16 protein-coding genes and 1 tRNA gene are annotated in these 19,212 nt (G+C 73.6%); 4 read left to right on the top strand and 13 right to left on the bottom strand.

All coding sequences use genetic code 11. The annotated features are described in order from the left end of the window. Positions 1-97 precede the first annotated feature (97 nt). Together ACFVTF_RS20440 and rsmI are read right to left on the bottom strand one after the other, a co-directional pair. Positions 98-523 carry a hypothetical protein gene (locus ACFVTF_RS20440; protein ID WP_371517382.1) on the bottom strand — a complete coding sequence of 142 codons (426 nt, stop codon included), beginning with the start codon at positions 521-523 and terminating at the stop codon, positions 98-100. A 247-nt stretch (positions 524-770) separates the two neighbouring features. Beyond that, positions 771-1,664 (bottom strand): 16S rRNA (cytidine(1402)-2'-O)-methyltransferase, encoded by an 894-nt coding sequence (gene rsmI, locus ACFVTF_RS20435; RefSeq protein ID WP_387815210.1) that lies wholly within the window; start codon positions 1,662-1,664, stop codon positions 771-773. 106 nt (positions 1,665-1,770) lie between these two features. On the opposite strand from rsmI, the gene ACFVTF_RS20430 reads away from it, so the two are divergent. Both ACFVTF_RS20430 and ACFVTF_RS20425 read left to right on the top strand, forming a co-directional pair. Beyond that, positions 1,771-3,639: a dolichyl-phosphate-mannose--protein mannosyltransferase gene (locus tag ACFVTF_RS20430; protein ID WP_387815208.1), complete on the top strand. Its 1,869-nt coding sequence runs from the start codon at positions 1,771-1,773 to the stop codon at positions 3,637-3,639. A gap of 174 nt (positions 3,640-3,813) precedes the next feature. After that, entirely contained in the window at positions 3,814-5,574 is a 1,761-nt protein-coding gene (locus ACFVTF_RS20425) for a penicillin-binding transpeptidase domain-containing protein (RefSeq protein ID WP_387815206.1), read from the top strand. A gap of 29 nt (positions 5,575-5,603) precedes the next feature. On the opposite strand, the gene ACFVTF_RS20420 is transcribed toward ACFVTF_RS20425, so the two are convergent. From ACFVTF_RS20420 to ACFVTF_RS20395, 6 genes are all read right to left on the bottom strand, one after another. Beyond that, entirely contained in the window at positions 5,604-7,013 is a 1,410-nt protein-coding gene (locus ACFVTF_RS20420; RefSeq protein ID WP_387815204.1) for a glycosyltransferase 87 family protein, read from the bottom strand. Between the two features lie 124 nt (positions 7,014-7,137). Continuing rightward, positions 7,138-8,706, bottom strand: coding sequence for an amino acid permease (locus ACFVTF_RS20415; RefSeq protein ID WP_387815202.1), 1,569 nt, complete (start codon positions 8,704-8,706; stop codon positions 7,138-7,140). 160 nt (positions 8,707-8,866) lie between these two features. Further along, positions 8,867-10,387 (bottom strand): penicillin-binding transpeptidase domain-containing protein, encoded by a 1,521-nt coding sequence (locus ACFVTF_RS20410; RefSeq protein WP_387815200.1) that lies wholly within the window; start codon positions 10,385-10,387, stop codon positions 8,867-8,869. Then, a complete protein-coding gene (locus tag ACFVTF_RS20405; RefSeq protein ID WP_387815198.1) occupies positions 10,387-11,751 on the bottom strand; it encodes an FtsW/RodA/SpoVE family cell cycle protein in 1,365 nt (454 codons plus the stop codon). Before ACFVTF_RS20405 ends, ACFVTF_RS20410 begins: the two co-directional genes overlap by 1 nt. Before the next feature lie 186 nt (positions 11,752-11,937). Then, entirely contained in the window at positions 11,938-12,621 is a 684-nt protein-coding gene (locus ACFVTF_RS20400) for an ABC transporter (RefSeq protein ID WP_387815196.1), read from the bottom strand. Continuing rightward, positions 12,618-13,466, bottom strand: a complete 849-nt coding sequence (locus ACFVTF_RS20395) for an ATP-binding cassette domain-containing protein (RefSeq protein ID WP_387815194.1) — start codon at positions 13,464-13,466, stop codon at positions 12,618-12,620. The genes ACFVTF_RS20400 and ACFVTF_RS20395 overlap by 4 nt, the downstream gene beginning before the upstream one ends. Positions 13,467-13,652: 186 nt before the next feature. On the opposite strand from ACFVTF_RS20395, the gene ACFVTF_RS20390 reads away from it, so the two are divergent. Next, positions 13,653-14,972, top strand: a complete 1,320-nt coding sequence (locus tag ACFVTF_RS20390; RefSeq protein ID WP_387815192.1) for a VWA domain-containing protein — start codon at positions 13,653-13,655, stop codon at positions 14,970-14,972. Positions 14,973-14,974: 2 nt separating this feature from the next. Further along, a complete protein-coding gene (locus tag ACFVTF_RS20385; protein ID WP_387815190.1) occupies positions 14,975-15,862 on the top strand; it encodes a peptidase in 888 nt (295 codons plus the stop codon). Positions 15,863-16,109: 247 nt separating this feature from the next. Here the strand turns inward: ACFVTF_RS20385 and ACFVTF_RS20380 are convergent. The 5 genes from ACFVTF_RS20380 to moaC form a co-directional block, all read right to left on the bottom strand. Continuing rightward, positions 16,110-16,183 (bottom strand) — tRNA-Ala (locus tag ACFVTF_RS20380). Between the two features lie 82 nt (positions 16,184-16,265). Continuing rightward, positions 16,266-17,414, bottom strand: a complete 1,149-nt coding sequence (glpR, locus tag ACFVTF_RS20375) for a gephyrin-like molybdotransferase receptor GlpR (protein WP_387815188.1) — start codon at positions 17,412-17,414, stop codon at positions 16,266-16,268. 149 nt (positions 17,415-17,563) lie between these two features. Beyond that, the gene (locus tag ACFVTF_RS20370) at positions 17,564-18,190 is read right to left on the bottom strand and encodes a GNAT family N-acetyltransferase (RefSeq protein WP_371522704.1); all 627 of its coding nucleotides are present in this window, start codon (positions 18,188-18,190) and stop codon (positions 17,564-17,566) included. Further along, positions 18,187-18,690, bottom strand: coding sequence for a molybdenum cofactor biosynthesis protein B (locus tag ACFVTF_RS20365; protein WP_371517395.1), 504 nt, complete (start codon positions 18,688-18,690; stop codon positions 18,187-18,189). Before ACFVTF_RS20365 ends, ACFVTF_RS20370 begins: the two co-directional genes overlap by 4 nt. A 38-nt stretch (positions 18,691-18,728) precedes the next feature. Continuing rightward, positions 18,729-19,169 (bottom strand): cyclic pyranopterin monophosphate synthase MoaC, encoded by a 441-nt coding sequence (gene moaC, locus ACFVTF_RS20360; RefSeq protein ID WP_387815229.1) that lies wholly within the window; start codon positions 19,167-19,169, stop codon positions 18,729-18,731. Between the last annotated feature and the right edge of the window lie 43 nt (positions 19,170-19,212).

Raw genomic sequence — 19,212 nt, 5'->3', positions numbered from 1 at the left:
GGTACGCGGCGTGGGCGTCGCGCACGGTCTGGGGCACGTAGTCCCCGAGGGCGGCGAGGCGGCGGGCGGCCCCCGGGTGCGCTCCCGGCGCCTGCGGTCAGCCCAGCAGCCGCGACCAGAACCGGGCCCAGCGTCCGCGCGGCTTCGCGGGGTCGGTCACCGGGGGCGCCCCGGCCGGCTCGGCGTGCGCCGGGTAGCCGGGGGCGTGGTGCCAGGACTGGTCGGCGGTGGCGACCCGGCCCTCGCGCATGATCCGGACGGTGTGTCCGCCACACCCCGGGCAGGTCGGCTTGAGCAGCGGGGACGGTACCCGGACACCGTTGGCGTGGTATTCGAACACGACGTGCCCGTCCTTGCCGGCGTGGTGCTCGATGTCGTACGCCTGCTCCCAGCCGTACCCGCATCGCAGGCAGGCGAAGGAGTAGGCCTCCCGCACGGTCTCGACGGGAGTGTGCGGCCGTCCGGCCAGGCCGGGGGCGCTCAGCGCGTTGCCACCGAGGGGGCTACCGATCATCTCGCTCATAGCCGTCTCCCAGCGCCCGCCGGGCGCTCGCCCGGCTGGGTCTTTCCATTCCAGGAAATGCCCTGACGGCCTCGGCCGATGCCCTGCTTGTGAAGAGTTGGACGCGGGTTGGGAACTCCTATACGAAAGGCCTGGATCGTTCCGGAAACCGCGACCGAACTTTCAGCTCCGTGGGCGTTTACCGGGGCCTTCCCTCAAAGGTACGACTCCCCCGGGGTCCCGCAACCCCCCGGAATTCACCCCTCTTTCACGGCCCCGTCCCCGCCCCCTTCGCGGCCTCGCTCTTCGCCTCGCTCTTCGCCTCGTTCTTGGCCGCCACCACCGCGTCGAACACCTCCCGCTTCGGCAGCGCGAGCTCCGCAGCGACGGCCGCGATGGCCTCCTTGCGGCGCTCCCCGGCCTCCTCCCGGACGGCCACCAGCCGGGCCAGTTCGGCGGGGGTGAGCTCCTGCGGCGCCGCCGGCGGGGCGCCCGCGACGACGACGGTGATCTCGCCCCTGACGCCTTCGGCGGCCCAGGCCGCCAGGTCGCCGAGGGGCCCGCGCTTCACCTCCTCGTACGTCTTGGTGAGCTCGCGGCAGACGGCGGCGGGCCGGTCGGCGCCGAACGCCTCGGCCATCGCGGCGAGCGCCTCGGCGATCCGGTGCGGCGCCTCGAAGAAGACCATGGTGCGCGGCTCGGCCGCGATCGAGGCGAGCTGCCGGGCCCGGTCGCCGGTCTTGCGCGGCAGGAAGCCCTCGAAGGTGAAGCGGTCGACGGGCAGGCCGGACAGCGCGAGCGCGGTGAGCACGGCGGACGGCCCGGGCACCGCGGTGACCTTGACGTCGGCCTCGACGGCGGCGGCGACCAGCCGGTAGCCGGGGTCGGAGACGGACGGCATGCCGGCGTCGGTGACCAGCAGCACCCGGGCGCCGCCGAGCAGTGCCTCGACCAGTTCGGGGGTGCGGCCGACCTCGTTGCCCTCGAAGTAGGAGACCACCCGCCCGGCCGGGGTCACCCCGAGCGCCTGGGTGAGCCGGCGCAGCCGCCGGGTGTCCTCGGCCGCGATCACGTCCGCCGTGGCGAGTTCGGTGAGCAGCCGGGGCGGGGCGTCCGAGACGTCGCCGATGGGGGTGCCTGCGAGAACGAGTACTCCTGTCACGGGCCCCATCCTTGCAGCTACCGCGGCCCGGGGGCTTTTGGTGACGATTCGGGCAGCTTCCGAGGGAGCGGTCACACGTGCGAGAAGCGCCCCTACGATGTGGCGGATGAACGGCGACACGGCGGCGCACACGCCCACTGGTACAGACCACACCGCGCAGGATGGCGGCGACGTGGCCGGCCTGCCGTCCTCCGCCGTCCCGGGTCCGCGGCCCGCCGACCAGGCCGGGAGCCCCGCGCGGCCCGATCAACCGGACCAACCCGACCACCTGGACCAACCCGGCAGCGCCGCGCGCAGCTGGCGCGAGCGGCTGGCCGGGTTCGGCTACGCCGGCCGCCCGGTGGCCCCGCTGGCCGAGCGCCTGGTCCCGCCGATGCCGGACGGCCCCGGGGTGACCCCGGCGGTGGTGCCCCCGTCGCCGCTGCTGCTGCGGCTGGGCGTGTCCGTGCCGCCGGCCGTGTGGTCGTGGCTGTGCCGCTGGTCCGGCTGGCTGGGCCCGATCGCGGTGGCGGTGTTCGCCGGGATCCTGCGTTTCACCAACCTCGGCCAGCCGCACGCGATCATCTTCGACGAGACGTACTACGCCAAGGACGCCTACGCGCTCTGGCACGGCGGCTACGAGATCAACTGGCCGGACGGCGCCAACGAGCAGATCATGACGCCCGGCGCGGCCGTCCCGTACCGCTCGACGGCCTCCTACGTGGTCCATCCGCCGGTGGGCAAGTGGATCATCGGCGCCGGCGAGATGCTGTTCGGCATGAACCCCTTCGGCTGGCGGTTCGCGGTGGCCCTGCTCGGCACGCTGTCGGTGCTGATGGTGGCCAGGATCGCCCGCCGGCTGTTCCGCTCGACCCTGCTGGGCTGCGTGGCCGGCCTGCTGCTCTCGGTGGACGGCCTGCACCTGGTGCTCAGCCGCGCCGCGCTGCTGGACCTGGTGGTGATGTTCTGGATCCTCGCCGCCTTCGGTTTCCTGCTGCTGGACCGCGACCGCACCCGGGCCCGGCTGGCCGACCGGCTCGGCGGGGTGCCGGACGCGGTGCTCGCGCAGCGGGCGAACCTGGGCTGGCGCCCGTACCGGATCGCGGCCGGCGTCTGCGTCGGCCTGACCTGCGCCACCAAGTGGAGCGGCCTGTACGTGGCGGCGGCCTTCGGCGTGATGACGGTGCTGTGGGACGTCGGCGCCCGCCGCCTGGCCGGGGCCCCGCGCCCGTACCTGGCGACGCTCGCGCGGGACGTGGTGCCGGCCTTCGTGTCGGTCGTGGTGGTGTCGCTGGTCGTCTACGTCACGTCCTGGTGGGGCTGGTTCGCCAGCAGCAACGTGCCGGGCAGGGGCGGCTGGGGCCGGGACTGGGCGGCGGGCCGCTCGACCGACTACCCGTGGATACCCGAGGGGCTGCGCGCCCTGTGGCACTACCACTCGACGGTCTACGACTTCCACACCCACCTGAGCGACCCGCACACCTACCAGTCGAACCCGTGGTCCTGGCTGGTGCTGGGCCGGCCGGTCTCGTTCTTCTACGAGTCCCCCAAGCAGGGCCAGAGCGGCTGCACGGCCGCCGAGTGCGCCCGCGAGGTGCTGGGCATCGGCACCCCGCTGCTGTGGTGGGCGGCCGTGGTGGCGCTGGTGTACTGCCTGTGGCGCTGGGTGGCGCGGCGGGACTGGCGGGCGGGCGCGGTGTTGTGCGGCCTGGCCGCCGGCTACCTGCCGTGGTTCGCCTACCAGCAGCGGACGATCTTCCTCTTCTACGCGGTGGTGTTCGTCCCGTTCCTGGTGCTCGCGGTGACCATGCTGGTCGGTGCGCTGATCGGGCCGCCGGGGGCCTCCCGGGACCGCCGGATCATCGGTTCGGCGGCGGCCGGGCTGCTGGTGCTGCTGATCGTGTGGAACTTCCTCTTCTTCTTCCCGCTGTTCACCGGGCAGACGATTCCGATGGACGACTGGCGGCAGCGGATGTGGTTCAACAGCTGGATCTGATCGACACCGCTGTTCCCTGAATCGTCCGTATGCGGTGCACGACACGTACCAGATCCGTCACAACTCGCGGGCATTTCGTCGGCGCACCGATCGGCGCTGCCTAGGGTGGGGGGAACAGCGTGTCCGGCCCCGGTCGGTCGCGCCCGTCCGGCAGACCCTTGGGGGAACAGCACCATGCGCAGAGGCGCGAAGATCGGCATCATCACCGGCGTCTCCGTCGCCGTGCTCGCGGGCGGTGGCTACGGGGCGTACAGCCTGATGGGCGGCTCGGACTCCGGATCGTCCTCGGCGAAGAAGCCCCGCACGGTGGTCGCCGAGCCGCCCTCGGCCGAGCAGGCGACCAACGGTGCGAAGGACTTCCTGGCGGCCTGGGCGGCCGGTGACCTGGACAAGGCGGCCGCGCTGACGGACGACCCGGCCGCGGCCACCACCGCGCTGACGGCGTTCCGCGACCAGGTCAAGCCGAGCGCGCTGACCCTGGCCCCGGCCGGCCCGGCCACCCCGCAGGCCTTCGCGTCGGCCACCGGCACCCCCGCGCCGACCAAGCCCTCCGCCTCGGCCACGCCGTCGGCGGGCGCGACCCCCGGCGCCACCGACTCGCCGTCGGCCTCCGCCTCGGCCGGCCCCACCGGCGTGCTGATGGGCTTCAAGGCGCGCGCCGAGTTCGCCGGCACCAACCGGGTCTGGGACTACAACGGCTTCCTGAACGTCGTGAAGATGAGCGACAACACCCCGGCCGTGCACTGGGCGCCGACGGTGATCCACCCGCACCTGTCCGGCAACGAGACGATCGCCACCCAGCAGGTCTTCGCCCCGCCGTCCACCGTGGTGGACCGCAACGGCAAGCCGCTGCAGGGCGCCTCGCTCACCCCGGCGCTGCTGTCCACCCTCCAGGACAACGCCCACAAGCTGCTGCCGCCGGACCCGAACAAGGACCAGGACGCGGGCAGCGCGGTCGTGATCAGCGACCCGGCCGGCAAGGGCGCCTCGGACAAGCTGTTCACCATCGTCGAGCCCAAGCCCGGCAAGCCGTTCAAGGTGACCATCGACAACACCATCCAGGCGGCGGCCGAGAAGGCGATGACGGACCTGGGCGGCAAGTCCGGGTCGATCGCCGCGATCGAGCCGAGCACCGGCCAGGTGCTGGCCTTCGCGAACGCGCCGGCCAGCGGTCAGAACCGGGCCTTCACCGGCCTGCTCGCGCCCGGCTCGACGATGAAGATCGTCACCTCGACTGCGCTGCTGGAGGCCGGGGTCAACCCGGACACCGTGGTGGCCTGCCCGGAGAAGAGCAGCAACCCGGTCGCGATCCCGAACGACTTCCCGGGCGCCTTCCCCAACAACACGCTCCAGCAGGACTTCATGGTGTCCTGCAACACGGCCTTCATCAACCAGGGCCTGACCAGCCTCAAGCCCGAGACGCTGTCCAGCACGGCCAAGGACGTGTTCGGCATCGGCCTGGAGTGGAAGACCGGCCTGCCGAACACCGACGGCAAGGTGCCGCCGACGCCGGGCAGCAAGGACGAGCAGGCCATGAACTACATCGGCCAGGGCAAGGTCCAGATGAACCCGCTGGCCATCGCCTCGATCACCGCGACCGTCCAGAGCGGCGCCTTCAAGCAGCCGATCCTGGTCGCCGGCCTGCCGCAGCAGGCGGCGGCCCGCCAGATCGCGCCGGACGTCGCGGGCAAGCTGCGCGCGATGATGAACGCCACCGCCACCGGCGGCACGGCCAAGGACGTGATGGCCGGGATCACCGACAACGCGGGTGCCAAGACCGGCTCCGCCGAGGTCGCCGGCGCGACCACCACCAACAGCTGGTTCACCGCCTTCCGCGGCAACATGGCGGTCGCCGCCGAGGTGCAGGGCGGCGGCCACGGCGTGGACGCGGCCGGCCCGGCCGTCGCCTCGCTGCTCAAGGTCGGCAACCGCTAGACCGGCGCACGCATCAGGACGGAGCCCGCTCAGCCCCGCGGCAGGGCGGGCTCCGGTCTGCCCGGCAGCCGGTGCGGCGGGATCGGGCGCCGGCTGCTCCAGCGCCGGGCCGCCAGCCGCGGCCAGATCACCAGGACCACCGGCAGGGCGAGGTAGCCGAACCGCCCGGCCGGGGCGAGCATGAACGCGATCGCCAGCCCGGCGGCCAGCAGGTCGGCGGCCGCGATCGCGGACACCGGCGGCCGGGCGAGCAGCCAGATGGCCACCCCGATCCCGCCCATGGTCATCAGCGCCAGCGAGACGGAGTGCCCGGTCGGCCCGAAGCCGGCCAGCACCTTGCCGGGCAGCGGGCTGCCGGCCGGGGTGCGGATGGCGGTGAGCCCGAGCGGGAAGCGCACCACCTGCTCGCGCAGCGCGTCCGCCCGGGTCAGCACGGAGGGCAGGAGCACGGCCAGGCCGGTGCCGAGCGCGATCAGCGTGGTCCGGGCGGCGGGCCGGCGGCCGTACAGCCGCCACAGCAGCAGGGCGGCGACCGGCAGCGCCGGCCAGGCCGTCCACTTGAGGGTGCAGGCGAGGGCGAGCACCAGGCCGGCGCCGACGGTGCGGTCCCGCTCGGCGAGCGCCATGGCGAGGCAGCAGAGGCCGATCAGCGGCAGGTCCACCCCGCCGACGACGAGGGCCAGCGAGATCAGCGGCGAGGCGGTGAGCACGGCGAGCGGCAGCAGCGGCGCGCGCTCACGGGTGGGCCGCAGCAGCCGCCAGCTGGCCAGCAGGCAGGCCACGAAGGCCAGCGCGAACCAGATCCGGGCGTCCCCGGCGACCTGGGCGAGGTCGGAGCCGTCGCCCAGCAGTTGGCGCGGCATCCCGAACAGGGTCATGGCCGGCAGGTACGGGTTGTAGTCGGTGACCACCACCGGGTGCGGCAGGTACGGGCTGCCGGTGGTGAGCAGCAGGTGGGCCGAGCGTTCGACCACCATCACCTCGGACTGGTGGCGGCCCTGCACGGCGAGCAGGGCGAGCGGCGCGAGGACGGCCCCGGCGAGCGCGACCACGGCGGCGGCGCGGGCCGCGTAGCGGCGCGGCAGGGTGAGGCAGAGCAGCCCGGCCAGGACGTAGGCGGGGGCCGCGATGAAGCCCCACGTCCGCTGGTTGGGCAGGTCGGAGACGAGCGGGAAGGCGGCCGCCCAGCCGGCCGCGATCAGGCAGCCGAGCAGTTGGACGGTGCGCATCGAGGCGAGTCGGGCGGGATTCAGCCGATCGGGCGTGGGCGGGAACGTGCTCTCGCCACGCTGGCGGGGGAACGGCCGACCGGAGAAGCCCAGGGGCGGTCGTCCTGGTCCGGACGGCGCTCGGGCGGGGGTCGGCGGGGCCGGCGTTCTGCTGCGGCCGGTGAAGCGGCCGCGCGGGCGGGAGAAGCCGGGCGTGCGGGTGCTCACCATGGTGGAAGGTTATGGGTGGTGGCCGGGCCCTGTCGCCATGGCGTGGGGCACGTCGTGGGAGGTGGCATGAGGGGGGCCGCCGAGTGTCGTGGTCGGCGGCCCCTCATGTCCCGATTCGTCCGGCTCAGCTGTTGCGGTGGCCGGTGGAGCTGTCCGCCGTGGCGGCCTGTGCCTGCTGCTCCAGCTTGGAGTGCTTGATGCTGTAGCCGAAGTAGACGACCACGGCGACGGCGAGGGCGATCGCGCCGGCCCGGAAGGTGTCGGCGTGCAGGCCGGTGATCAGGTAGGCGCAGAAGGCGACGCTGAGCAGCGGGACGACCGGGTAGCCGGGGACCTTGAAGCCGCGCGGCAGGTCGGGCTGGGTGCGGCGCAGGATGATCACGCCGATCGAGACGACCGAGAAGGCGATGAGCGTCCCGAGGCTGGTGATGTCGGCCAGTTCCTTCAGCGGGACGAAGGCGGCCAGCGCGCCGACGCCGAGGCCCACCACGAGGGTGTTCCAGACCGGGGTGCCGGTGCGCGGGGAGAGTTCGGCGAAGCGCTTGGGCAGCATGCCGTCGCGGCCCATGGAGTACAGGATGCGGGTCTGGCCGTAGATCACCACGAGGGTGATGCTGAAGATCGAGATGATCGCGCCGATCGCGAAGACGATCGAGGGCCAGGTCTGGCCGGTGATGTCCTGGAGGATCTGGGCGAGGCCGGCCTCCTGGCCCTCGAACTTCTGCCACGGCTGGGCGCCGATACCGGCGAGGGCGACCAGGATGTAGAGCAGGGTCACCACGACCAGCGAGATGATGATCGCCAGTGGCAGGGTGCGGCGCGGGTTCTTGACCTCCTCACCGGCGGTGGACACGGCGTCCAGGCCGATGAAGGAGAAGAAGATGCTGGAGGCGGCGACCTGCACGCCGCCGATGCCGAGCGGCATGAACGGGGTCAGGTTGCCGGAGTGGAAGCCGGTGAGCGCGATGCCGACGAACAGCAGCAGGATCAGGATCTTGATCCCGACCATGGCCGCGTTGACCTTCACCGACTCGCTGACGCCGCGGGTGAGCAGCACGCAGACCATCGCGACCAGCAGCAGCGCCGGCAGGTTGAACCAGTGGGTGGTGTCCGGCGCGCCGGACAGCTCCTTCGGGATGGTGAAGCCGAAGGCCAGGTGGAGGAACTTGTTCAGGTACTCGGCCCAGCTCACCGCGATCGCGGAGGCGGAGACGCCGTACTCCATCAGCAGGCAGATGCCGACGCCGAACGCGACGCCCTCGCCGAGGGTGGCGTAGGCGTAGGAGTACGAGGATCCGGAGACCGGGATTGCGGAGGCCATCTCGGCGTAGCAGAGCGCGGTGAGTCCGGCGGTGACCGCGGCGAGCACGAAGGACAGGATGACGGCCGGGCCGGCCGAGGGCACCGCGCTGCTGAGCACGAAGAAGATGCCGGTGCCGATGGTGGCGCCGATGCCGATCGAGGACAGCTGCCAGAGGCCGATCGTGCGGCGCAGGTGGATGCCGGAGCGTCCGCCCTCCTCGGGCGCGCCGGCCGGGGGGCCGTCCCGGCCCTCGCTCTCGGCGATGAGGGACGAGACGGGCTTGCGTCGCAGCAGACGCGCACCGAGAGAGTTGCTGGTCACAGCTGCGGTCCTTCTGGGCGGGGGAGGGTGTCCTGGCGGCCGGTCACTCGACGCGCCATCGGGTGTCATCGGGGACCAACCGAACAAAGATGGGACAGTACCCCGCGAAAGCACCAGTGTCGCAAACGAACAGTCCGGATCGGCGCATTGTACGAATTGGCGCATCAGTCTATACAAACCGGACACTTCGCAGACGGCGGATTCGCCGCCCAGCAGCTAAAGCACTGGCTCAGCGGCCCAGCACCGCCCGCATCACCGAGCGGGCGATCGGCGCGGCCAGCCCGCCGCCGGTGACGTCCGTGGCGGCACTGTCCGCGATCACCACGGCCACCGCCACCGGCGGCACCGCGTCCGAGCCGGCGGGCTTGGCCCAGGAGATGAACCAGGCGTACGGCGTCCCGCTGTTGTCCACCCCGTGCTGCGCGGTGCCGGTCTTCCCGCCGACCACCGCGCCGCCGATCCGGGCGTTGCCGCCGGTGCCGTTCTCCACCACGTCGGTCATCAGCTTCTGCACCTGCCCGGCCACCGCCGGGGTCATCGCCCGCCGGTACACGGCGGGTTTCATCAGCTGCACCGCGGTGCCGTCGGCCTTCGTCAGCTTGTCCACGAGCTGTGGACGCATCACCGTCCCGTCGTTGGCGATCCCGGCCGCGACCATCGCCATCACCAGCGGGGTCGCCGCGGTGTCGAACTGCCCGATCGAGGAGAGCGCCACCTGCGACTGGTTCATCGTGGTGTCGAAGTTGGAGCGGGCCGGGCGCACCGGCATGTCCAGCCTGGCGTCGTTGAAGCCGAAGTTCTCGGCCATCGCCACCATCGGGCCCAGCCCGGTCCGCACCCCGAGGTAGCCCAGCACGCTGTTGCAGCTGTAGACCATCGCGGTGTCCAGCGACTGGCCGGGCCGGTCGCACGCCGAGGTGTCGTTGACCAGCGGCGTGGTCGTCCCGGGCAGCACGTACGGGTACGGCGCGTCGGTCGGCGCGTCGGGGTCGGTGACCACCCCGGCCGCGAGCGCGGCCGCCGCCGTGACCACCTTGAAGGTCGAGCCCGGCGGGTAGGTCTGGCGCAGCGCCCGGTTGAGCATCGGCTGGTCGGTGTCGGCCTGCAGCCGGTTCCAGGCGGCCTGGTCGGCCGCGGCGGAGCCGGCGAAGCTGCCCGGGTCGTAGGACGGCGTGCTGGCCAGGGCGAGGATCCGGCCGGTGGCCGGCTCGATCGCGGCCACCGCGCCCTTCTGGCTGCCGAGCCCGCGCATCGCGGCCTCCTGGGCGGCCCGGTTCAGGGTGGTGTAGACGTCCCCGCCGGGGTTCTGCCGGCGGGCGACGGCGTCCCAGACCGCCCAGCCGGCCAGTCTGCTGTCCGTCCCGGACAGCAGGTCGTCCTCGACCCCCTCCAGCTGGGTGTTGCCGTACGCCTGCGAGGCGAAGCCGGTGACGGCCGCGTACGTCGGGCCGTCGGTGTAGGTGCGCTTGTAGTCGTACCGGCCGCCGGTGGGCTCGGAGCCGGTCACGGTGTCCGCGCCGACCCGGATGTTGCCGCGCGGCTGCGAGTACCGCTCGATGGTGAGCCGCTGGTTGGCGGCGTTGTGGTTGAGGTCCTTGGCCTGGAACACCTGCACCCGGGTGGCCTGGACGCACAGCGCCGCGACCAGCAGCAGGCAGAAGACGCCCGCGCGGCGCCCGGTGACGGAGATGCCGGGCAGGCCCTGCGGCCCGTTGCCCCGGGCACGCGGACGGGAGCGGGTGCGCGCCATCAGTCCTCCTCCGACACGGACGCGGACACGGGCGGGGCCGGGGCCGGGGCCGGCCGGCGCGCGATGTCGCTCATCCGCACCAGCAGCGCCACGATGATCCAGTTGGTGACCACCGAGGAGCCGCCCTGCGCGACGAACGGCAGCGTCATCCCGGTCAGCGGGATGAGGTCGAGCACCCCGCCGGCCACCACGAACACCTGGAGGCCGACGATCGCGGCCAGCCCGATCGCCAGCAGCCGCCCGAACGGGTCGCGCAGCGCGATGCCCGTCCGGAACCCCCGGGAGATCAGCAGCGCGTACAGCAGGAACACCGCGACGAGCCCGGCCAGGCCGAGTTCCTCGCCGATGGTGGCGAGGATGAAGTCCGACTTGGCCGCGAAGCCGATCAGCACCGAGTGCCCGTTGCCGAGCCCGGTGCCCAGTTCCCCGCCCCAGGCGAAGGCGAACAGCGACTGGGCGATCTGGTTGGCGCCCTTGCCCGCCGCGATCGAGCCCAGCGGGTCCAGCCAGTCCGCCACCCGGCTGTGCACGTGCGGCGAGAGCCAGCCCACCGTGACCGCCCCGACCGCCGCCAGGACCAGCCCGATCACGATCCACCCGGTGCGCGCGGTGGCCACGTACAGCATCACCACGAACAGGCCGAAGAACAGCAGCGAGGTGCCGAGGTCCGTCTCCAGCACCAGGACGCCGACGAACGCCGCCCAGATCAGCAGCACCGGCCCGAGCACCCGGCCGCGGGGCAGCTGCCAGCGCCAGACCCGGCGGCCGGTGAGCGCCAGCGCGTCCCGGTGCACCGCCAGGTAGGCGGCGAAGAAGACGGCCAGCAGGATCTTGGCGAACTCCCCCGGCTGGAAGGACAGCGGCCCGACGACGATCCAGATCCGCGAGCCGTACACCGGCGGGAAGAAGATCGGCAGCACCAGCAGGACCAGCGCCACCAGCGCCCCGAGGTAGGCGTACCGCTGCAGCCGCCGGTGGTCGCGCACCAGCAGCACGACCGCGATGAACAGCGCCACCCCCAGGCTCGACCAGAGCAGCTGGGTGGAGGCCGCGCCGACGCCCGAGGTGGCGCGGTCGAGCCGGTAGATCACCACCAGGCCGATCCCGTTGAGCAGCACCGCGATCGGCAGCAGCAGCGGGTCCGCGTACCGGGCCCGCAGGCGGACCACGACGTGCGCCAGCAGGGCGAGCACGCCGAGCGCGGCGCCGTACTCGGCCGCGTCGGCCGGCACCCTGCCGTCCAGGTTGACGCCGACCTCGACGTAGCCGAACACGGCGATCAGCACGGCGGCCAGGACCAGCAGCAGCTCGGTGGTGCGCCTGGTCGGCACCGGCCGGCTCGGCCGGGCTGCGGTTCTCGTCACGGCGGGGGGTGTCGCCACGGACCGTCCTGGGGGTCGCGGGGAGCCGGAGCGCTGTTCCGGGGGATGCCAATCGGAATGGACCGGCGGCACGAAGCCGGTTCACCCAGGTTCGTCACCCTAACGAGCAATATCCATATTTATCGGCTTTTTGCTGCGGTGTGTCCTCCCTTGGCATGAATCCTCCGCTCACTCGGGCCGCCGCCCGGCCAGCACCGCCGCCCCGCCCGCCGCCGCGGCCAGCAGGACGGCGGCGGGCGGCAGTTCCGCCCACGGCACGACGACCCGCCCGGTGCGGGCCGCGGAGACCAGAGCGCGCACCGCCGCGTTGGCCGGCGAGAGGGGCGCCACCAGCGCCAGCGCGGCCAGCACCAGCGCCACCGCGATGCCGTACTGCGGCCGCGCCGGCACCGGCCGGTTCGCCAGCGCCCCGGCCACCACCCCCAGCAGCACGCACACCACCGCGGCCGACGCCCCGGCCGCCAGCGCCGGTCCGACCGGCGGCTGCCGCTCCACCCCCGGGTTGGCCACCGTCCCGCTCAGCCACCACAGCGCCGCCACCTCGGCCGCCGCCAGCACCAGCCCGGCCGTCAGCGCCGCCAGCAGCGCGCCCAGGTGCACCCGCAGCGGCCCCGCCGCCGCGACCAGGCAGGCCCGCGAGGCCGGCGGCTCCGCGCCGAGCGCGCTGCGCACGTACCAGGCGCTCACCGGCAGCAGCACGGCCGCGCCGTAGCCGAGGTCGCCCAGCAGCGGGTTGCCCGCCGACACGCCCACCACCAGCAGCAGCGCGTACGCCAGGAACGGCGGCAGCCAGGCGTGCGAGCGCACCAGCAGTTCCAGGTGGTACCGGGTCAGCGCCCCGAGCTGCCTCACCGCCGCCCCTCCCGCTGCCGCACCGCCAGCACCCGGACGGCCGGCCGGCCGATCAACAGCCGACGCAGCAGCGCTTCCGTGTGCGCGGCCGGCACGGTCAGCCGCACGGCCGTGCCGGCCAGCGGGGTGAGCCGCGGCGCCCCGGGCAGCCGGGGCGGCAGCGGGGTGCCGTCCGGGACGTCCACCTCGACCTCCGTCTCCGGGCCGCCGCCGTCCGGCGCGGGCTCCGCCTCCTCGGCGGGCCGCAGCGCGCCGTCCGCGCCGACCCGGTAGGCGGCGCTGGTCAGCCCGGCCAGCCGGGCCGGGTCGTGGTCGACGAACAGCACCGCCCCGCCGTCCGCCGCCCGCTCGGCGGCCGCCTCGTCCAGCACCGCCCTGGCGTCGGGGTCGAGCCCGGTCCAGGCCTCGTCCAGCAGCAGGACCGGGGCCTGCGCCAGCAGCGCCTGCACGACCGCGACCTTCTGGCAGGTGCCCTTCGACAGCCGGCTCAGCGGCGTACCCGCCCGGTCCGCGATGCCGAAGCGGTCCAGCCAGTCCCCCGCCCGCCGCCGCGCCCGCTCCGCCGACAGCCCGTGCACCCGGCCCACCCGCAGCAGGTACGAGGCGGCGTCGAACGGCAGCGCGGGCGGGAAGCGTTCGGGCACGTACGCGGCACCGCCCGGGCGGGCCACCCGCCCAGCGGTCGGCCGCTCGATCCCGGCCGCCAGCCGGAGCAGCGTCGACTTGCCGCTCCCGTTCGCCCCGGCGATCCGCACCAACTCCCCCGGCCCGACGGCGAGATCGACCCCGCGCAGGACCCACCGCCCGCGCCGCCCGTACCGTTTTCCGACCCCCGTCAGCTCCACCGCGCCCCCATTCCCGCCCGGACCCGCACGAAACCCGCACGGAAGGCTATCCAGCCCGGGTAGGGCGGACCTAAGTCCGCACAGCCCCGACGGCCTTTCCACGCGCCGGAGTTCACGCCGTGACGGGGTGGCGCACGATCCGGTCTCGTTTGGCCATCGCGAACTGATGATCCCTAGGATCACCGGGTGAATACCGGACGACGACCAAAGACCAGGCTCGGCAGCCTGCTGGGCGCCCTGGCGATAACGGGCGCCTCGCTGCTCATCGGCCTGCCCGCCCACGCCGACGAACCATCAGCCGGAGCCGCCGCGCCCAAGGAGGCCCCCAGGGTCGACCTCGTCCTGGACGTCAGCGGCTCCATGAACGAACGGGACATCCAGGGCAAGAGCCGGATCTCGGTGGCCCAGCAGTCGCTGAACGACGTGATCGACGCGCTGCCCGCGGAGACCGAGTTCGGCATCCGCACCCTGGGCGCGAACTACCCCGGCAACGACAAGACCCAGGGCTGCCAGGACACCAAGCAGCTGTACCCGGTCGGCAAGACCAACAAGGTCGAGGCCAAGACGGCCGTCGCCACCCTGCGGCCCACCGGCTGGACCCCGATCGGCCTGGCCCTGCGCGGCGCGGCCCAGGACCTCGGCAAGGGCGAGACCACCCGCCGGGTGGTGCTGATCACCGACGGCGAGGACACCTGCACCCCGCCGGACCCCTGCGACGTCGCCCGTGAACTCGCCTCCCAGGGCATCCACCTGGTCGTCGACACCCTCGGCCTGGCCCACGACGACAAGACCCGCCAGCAGCTGCTCTGCATCGCCAACGCGACCGGTGGAACCTACACCGACGTCCGCACCCAGGAGCAGCTCACCGACAAGGTGAAGCAGCTGGTCGACCGCTCCAACGACACCTACGCGGTGACCCCGGTGAAGACCTCCGGCGCCGACAAGTGCGAGAGCGCCCCGGTGCTCGCCCCGGGCGTGTACAGCGACCGCGAGAAGTTCTCCGAGCACCGCGTCTACAAGGTCCCGGTCAAGTCCGGCCAGGAGCTGCGCGCCTCGGTCAGCGTCGGCCTGGACCGCGCGGTGGCCCGGGACTACGGCGTCCTGCTGCAGGCCACCAGCGCGACCGGCCAGGAGCTGGTCCGCGGCACCGACGCCGGCAGCAGCCGCACCGACGTGATCTCCACCGGCCTGCGCTGGTCCACCAGCGACTCCAAGGGCTACATCACCACCGGCCCGACCTCCTCGTCGAGCGCCAAGCCGGAGACCACCGTCTGCCTGGTCGTCAGCAACTCGCTGGCCCCGCAGGCCGGCGTCCAGGCCGACCCCGGCCTGCCGCTGGAGCTGACCGTCGACCTGGCCACCGCCTCGTCCGCCCCCGAGGGTGCGGCGATGGGCCTGGGCCGCGGCTGGATCCTGCTGCTCACCCTCACCCTCGCCGGACTGCTGTTCGGCCTGGTGTTCGGCTGGATCGCCCGCTGGCGGATCTCTGTCTGGCGGGAGAACTGACCATGCGACCGACCACGCGCACGACCCTTCGCGGCGCCCTCGCCGCCCTCGCCCTGCTGCCCGCCCTCGCGCTGGCCGCCCCGACCGCCTCCGCCGCCTCCCCCTCGCCCTCGGCGAGCGCGAGCGGCGCCCCGGCCCCGGCCACCAAGGCCGGCACCTCCTTCCTGACCGCGACCAACCTCTCCCCCGGCCAGGACGCCAACGTCGCCGCCTCCACCGGTGACTACCTGTACTGGGCGTTCGGCGCCTCCGAGGGCCAGACCCCGACGATCGGCCTGACCGTCAACCTGGCCCCCGCGACCGACCGGCACGGCCCGCAGACCTGGTCCGCCGAGGTCTTCGACGGGCTCCGCCGCCGCCAGTCCTGCACCGCCGGCACCCAGAACGCCACCGGCGACCAGAACACCGGCACGCTCACGCTGAGCTGCACCCTGCGCGAGATCCGCTCCTGGGCCGAGCCGTGGTCCGGCGACCCGCTGCCCGGCACCTACTACGTGCGGCTCTCGGTCAGCGACGTCCCGCAGCCCGACCTGGGCCTGGCCACCTCCGTCCAGCTGCACGTCAGCGCCAAGGGCAACGCGGACAACGCCCAGCCGGAGGGCGGCGAGCTCAAGGCCCCGCTGGTCCCGCCGGCCGGCGGCGGCGCCGGCACCGCCAAGGCGGCCGCCCCGGTGGCGGCCGAGGAGCACTGGTACACCGGCTGGTTCTCCGGCTGGAACAGCCGCTGGTACTGGACCATCGGCGGCGGCGCCCTGGCCGCCCTGGCGGGCGTCCTGGGCTACAACCTGACCCGGCACCCCCGCGGCTACCGCCCGCCCCGCTACGGCGCCGTCCCGCCGCAGTCCGGCGCCCCCCAGCCCGGCCCCTACGCCGGCTCCCAGCGCCCCTGACCCACCCCGCCCCACCTCGCCCGACCCCGAGGGCCGGCCGGACTCCCCGGCCGGCCCTCGGCCGTTCCCGCTCCGGTTCCCGCCCTTGTTCCCGCCCCCGCCCCCGCGCGCGACCGACCGTCAGTTCACCGCCCCACCCCGCCGTGACGGTCGTCACACGGCCAACTCCCGCACCCCCGCGCCGGATCACCCCCGGACAACGCAGAAGCCCCGCCCGGTCTGACGACCGGGCGGGGCCCTTGTTGGGTGGAGCTGAGGGGATTCGAACCCCTGACCCCCTCGATGCGAACGAGGTGCGCTACCGGACTGCGCCACAGCCCCAACGAGAAGAAACTCTAGCACCTTCCGGAGGGGGTCCGTGACCACCCCCGGCGATGCGGTGCTGGTCCGGGGGCCGGGGAGGTCACTCGTTGGCCGCGCGGGGGCGGGCCTCCGGGGCCGACGGCTCGGCGTACTGGTCGAACAGCGGGGTGTTGCGGGCGGACTCGGCGGGGCGGCCCGCGGTCCAGGTGCCGGGAGCCGTCAGGTCGAGGCCCCGGGAGACCCGGGGGGCGACCGGCGCCGTGACGTACGTCGGCAGCGGGACGGGCACCGGCTCCCAGGAGTCCGGGCCGGCCGCGCCGCGCTCGCGCATGCCGTCGACCCACTCCTCGTGCTCGGTCGCCTCGGCCACCGCGGAGGCGGACGGCGCGGAGACGGCGGCCTCGCCGGGGTCGGCGGCCAGCCGCAGGTGCGGGCGGCGTCCGGCCCGCCCCTCGGCGGCCGGGGCCTGGGCACGAGCCGGGGCGTGGGCCCGGACGTGAGGCTGGGTGTGGACCTGGGTGTGGGCCTGGGTGTCAACGGCCTCGGCCGGGACGCTCCGGGCCTCGGCGCGCTGCTGCTCGCGCTTGCGCAGCCGCTCGGCCGCCTGGGCGGCCCGGGCACGGTCGAGCTTCACCTCGTAGCGCTGGCGCTCCAGCTTGCGCAGGTGGCCGATGTACAGGGTGAGGAGGATCGCCGGGACGGCCGGGACCCAGAGGAAGGCCAGTCCGGCCACCGCCGCGACCACGGCGCCGAGCGCGAAGGCCAGGAAGAGGGCGGTGACCATCCGGCGCCGGCGGGCCAGCAGCCGGGCCCGGCGCTGCGCCCCGCCGTGCGGCGCGGAGCCCGGACGCTCTCCCCGGGCACCCCGCTCGGGCGAAGGCGAAGGCGAAGGCGAGGACGCGGGCGAGGGCGAGGACTCGGGCACCGGCGCGGGCGGAGGCTCGCCGGAGGGCGAGGACTCGGGCTCCACGGCGGGCGGCGCGGAGTCCGCCGCGGGGTCGCCGGAGGCGGCCCCGTCCCGTCCGGGAGGGCCGTCGCTGCTGTGCTCGTCGTCACGCGGTTCGTCACCCAGGGCCCGGGCTGCCCGCCGCTCCAGCCCCGAACGCCCGGCCAGCAGGCGGATGGCGGTGCTGAAGCGCTCCGTCGGGCGCGCCTCGTTGAGTTCGTCCTGCCTGCGGAGCCACATCGGCACCAGATAGGCGGCCCAGGCCCCTACGATGACGGCGTAGATAAGGCCGCTACTGCTCACGATCCACACCGTACGGGCGCCGGGAAGGCCTGGCAGCAATTTGGCTCGGCGTGTCGTGTGATCAAGCTGATTCTCCGACTATTTTGCCGGTATTTGTGCCAGTCCGCCGTCGCGGCGATGCCATATCGATATTTTTTTCGAACATATATTCAATTACTTGACTCACGACCTGAACTGATCGACCGCCAGCGTTCCAGCATCCCCTCCGGCACCTCCTCGGCGGTCAGCGCGTACACCAGGTGGTCCTGCCAGGCGCCGTCGATGTGGAGATAGCGCGGGCGGATTCCCTCCGAGCGGAAGCCGAGCTTTTCCACCACCCGGCGGCTCGGGGCGTTCTCCGGGCGGATGCAGACCTCGATCCGGTGCAGGCCGAGGGTACGGAAGCAGTGGTTGACGGAAAGCGCCACGGCCGTCGGCATGATGCCCCGGCCGGCCACCGCCTCGTCGATCCAGTACCCGACGTTCGCCGAGCACATCGAGCCCCAGGTGATGCCGCCGACGGTCAGCTGGCCGACCAGCTGGCCCTTGTAGAGCACGACGAAGGGCAGCATCCGCCCGGCCGAGCCCTCACCGCGCAGGAAGCGCACCATCTGCCGGAACGTCGGGCGCGGCCCGGCGGCCTGCCCGGCCGGACCGGGCGGGACGGTCGCCTCCCAGCGGCGCAGCCAGTCCCGGTTGCGGAGGCTGACCTCCTGCCACTCGCGCTGGTCGCGGGCCCGGATCGGGCGCAGCACGACCTCCCCCTCGTGGAGTTCTACCGGCCAACCGGCGTTCAGTGCGTTCTCCCGGAAGCTGGTGCGTCCGGCCGGGGGTGGTCCCCGCCGCCGAGCTGGTCGACGGCGTGGGCGAGCAGCGGTTCGAGGACGGCCAGGCCGTCCTTGACGCCGCCGGTCGAGCCCGGCAGGTTGACGATCAGGGTACGTCCGGCGAGCCCGGCCAGCCCGCGGGAGAGCGCCGAGGTCGGCACCTTCTCCCGGCCGTACGCGCGGATGGACTCGGCGATGCCGGGGACCTGCCGGTCGATCACCCGGGCGGTCATCTCCGGGGTGAGGTCCATCGGCGAGATGCCGGTGCCGCCGGTGGTGAGCACGACGTCGTAGCCGGCCGCGACGGCCTCGCGCAGGACGGCCTCCACCGGCTCGCCGTCCGGGACGACCCGGGGGCCGTCGGCGGTGAAGCCCATCGCGGTCAGGCCGGCCACCAGCAGTGGGCCGCCCCGGTCCTCGTAGACGCCGGCCGAGGCCCGGTTGGACACGGTGACCGCAAGGGCCCTCATCCGCCCGGACCTTTCGGTGGTGAGCTCGCTCCGCCCGCTCACTCGCCCGCCTCCGGCGCGAACCAGTCGCCGCTCTTGCCGCCGGTCTTGCTGAGCACCCGGACGGACTCGATGGCGGCGCCCTTGTCCACGGCCTTGACCATGTCGATGACGGTGAGGCCGGCCACCGCGACGGCGGTCAGCGCCTCCATCTCGACGCCGGTGCGGTCGGCGGTCCTCACGGTGGCGGTGATCTCGACGGCGTCGTCCGCGACCGTGAGGTCCACCGTGACGCCGGAGACGGCGATGGGGTGGCAGAGCGGGATCAGGTCGGGGGTCTTCTTGGCGCCCATGATCCCGGCGATCCGGGCCACCGCGAGGGCGTCGCCCTTGGGCATGCCCTCGCCGCGCAGCAGCTCGACCACCTTCGGGGAGACCCGGACCCGGCCGGCCGCGACGGCGGTGCGCGCGGTGGTGGCCTTCTCGGAGACGTCGACCATCCGGGCCGCGCCCTGGTCGTCGACGTGGGTGAGGCGGTCGCCG

The sequence above is a fragment of the Kitasatospora sp. NPDC057940 genome, from assembly GCF_042887425.1.
GTDB lineage: Bacteria > Actinomycetota > Actinomycetes > Streptomycetales > Streptomycetaceae > Kitasatospora.
This window is presented reverse-complemented; position numbering and strand designations above follow the sequence as displayed.

Bases quoted from the DNA above. Each gene is read 5' to 3' on its own strand.
- ACFVTF_RS20420 (WP_387815204.1), bottom strand. From the start codon at position 7,013: ATGGTGAGCACCCGCACGCCCGGCTTCTCCCGCCCGCGCGGCCGCTTC.
- ACFVTF_RS20440 (WP_371517382.1), bottom strand. From the start codon at position 523: ATGAGCGAGATGATCGGTAGCCCCCTCGGTGGCAACGCGCTGAGCGCC.
- ACFVTF_RS20365 (WP_371517395.1), bottom strand. From the start codon at position 18,690: ATGAGGGCCCTTGCGGTCACCGTGTCCAACCGGGCCTCGGCCGGCGTC.
- moaC (WP_387815229.1), bottom strand. From the start codon at position 19,169: ATGGTCGACGTCTCCGAGAAGGCCACCACCGCGCGCACCGCCGTCGCG.
- ACFVTF_RS20430 (WP_387815208.1), top strand. From the start codon at position 1,771: ATGAACGGCGACACGGCGGCGCACACGCCCACTGGTACAGACCACACC.
- ACFVTF_RS20385 (WP_387815190.1), top strand. From the start codon at position 14,975: ATGCGACCGACCACGCGCACGACCCTTCGCGGCGCCCTCGCCGCCCTC.
- ACFVTF_RS20425 (WP_387815206.1), top strand. From the start codon at position 3,814: ATGCGCAGAGGCGCGAAGATCGGCATCATCACCGGCGTCTCCGTCGCC.
- ACFVTF_RS20415 (WP_387815202.1), bottom strand. From the start codon at position 8,706: ATGACACCCGATGGCGCGTCGAGTGACCGGCCGCCAGGACACCCTCCC.
- ACFVTF_RS20410 (WP_387815200.1), bottom strand. From the start codon at position 10,387: ATGGCGCGCACCCGCTCCCGTCCGCGTGCCCGGGGCAACGGGCCGCAG.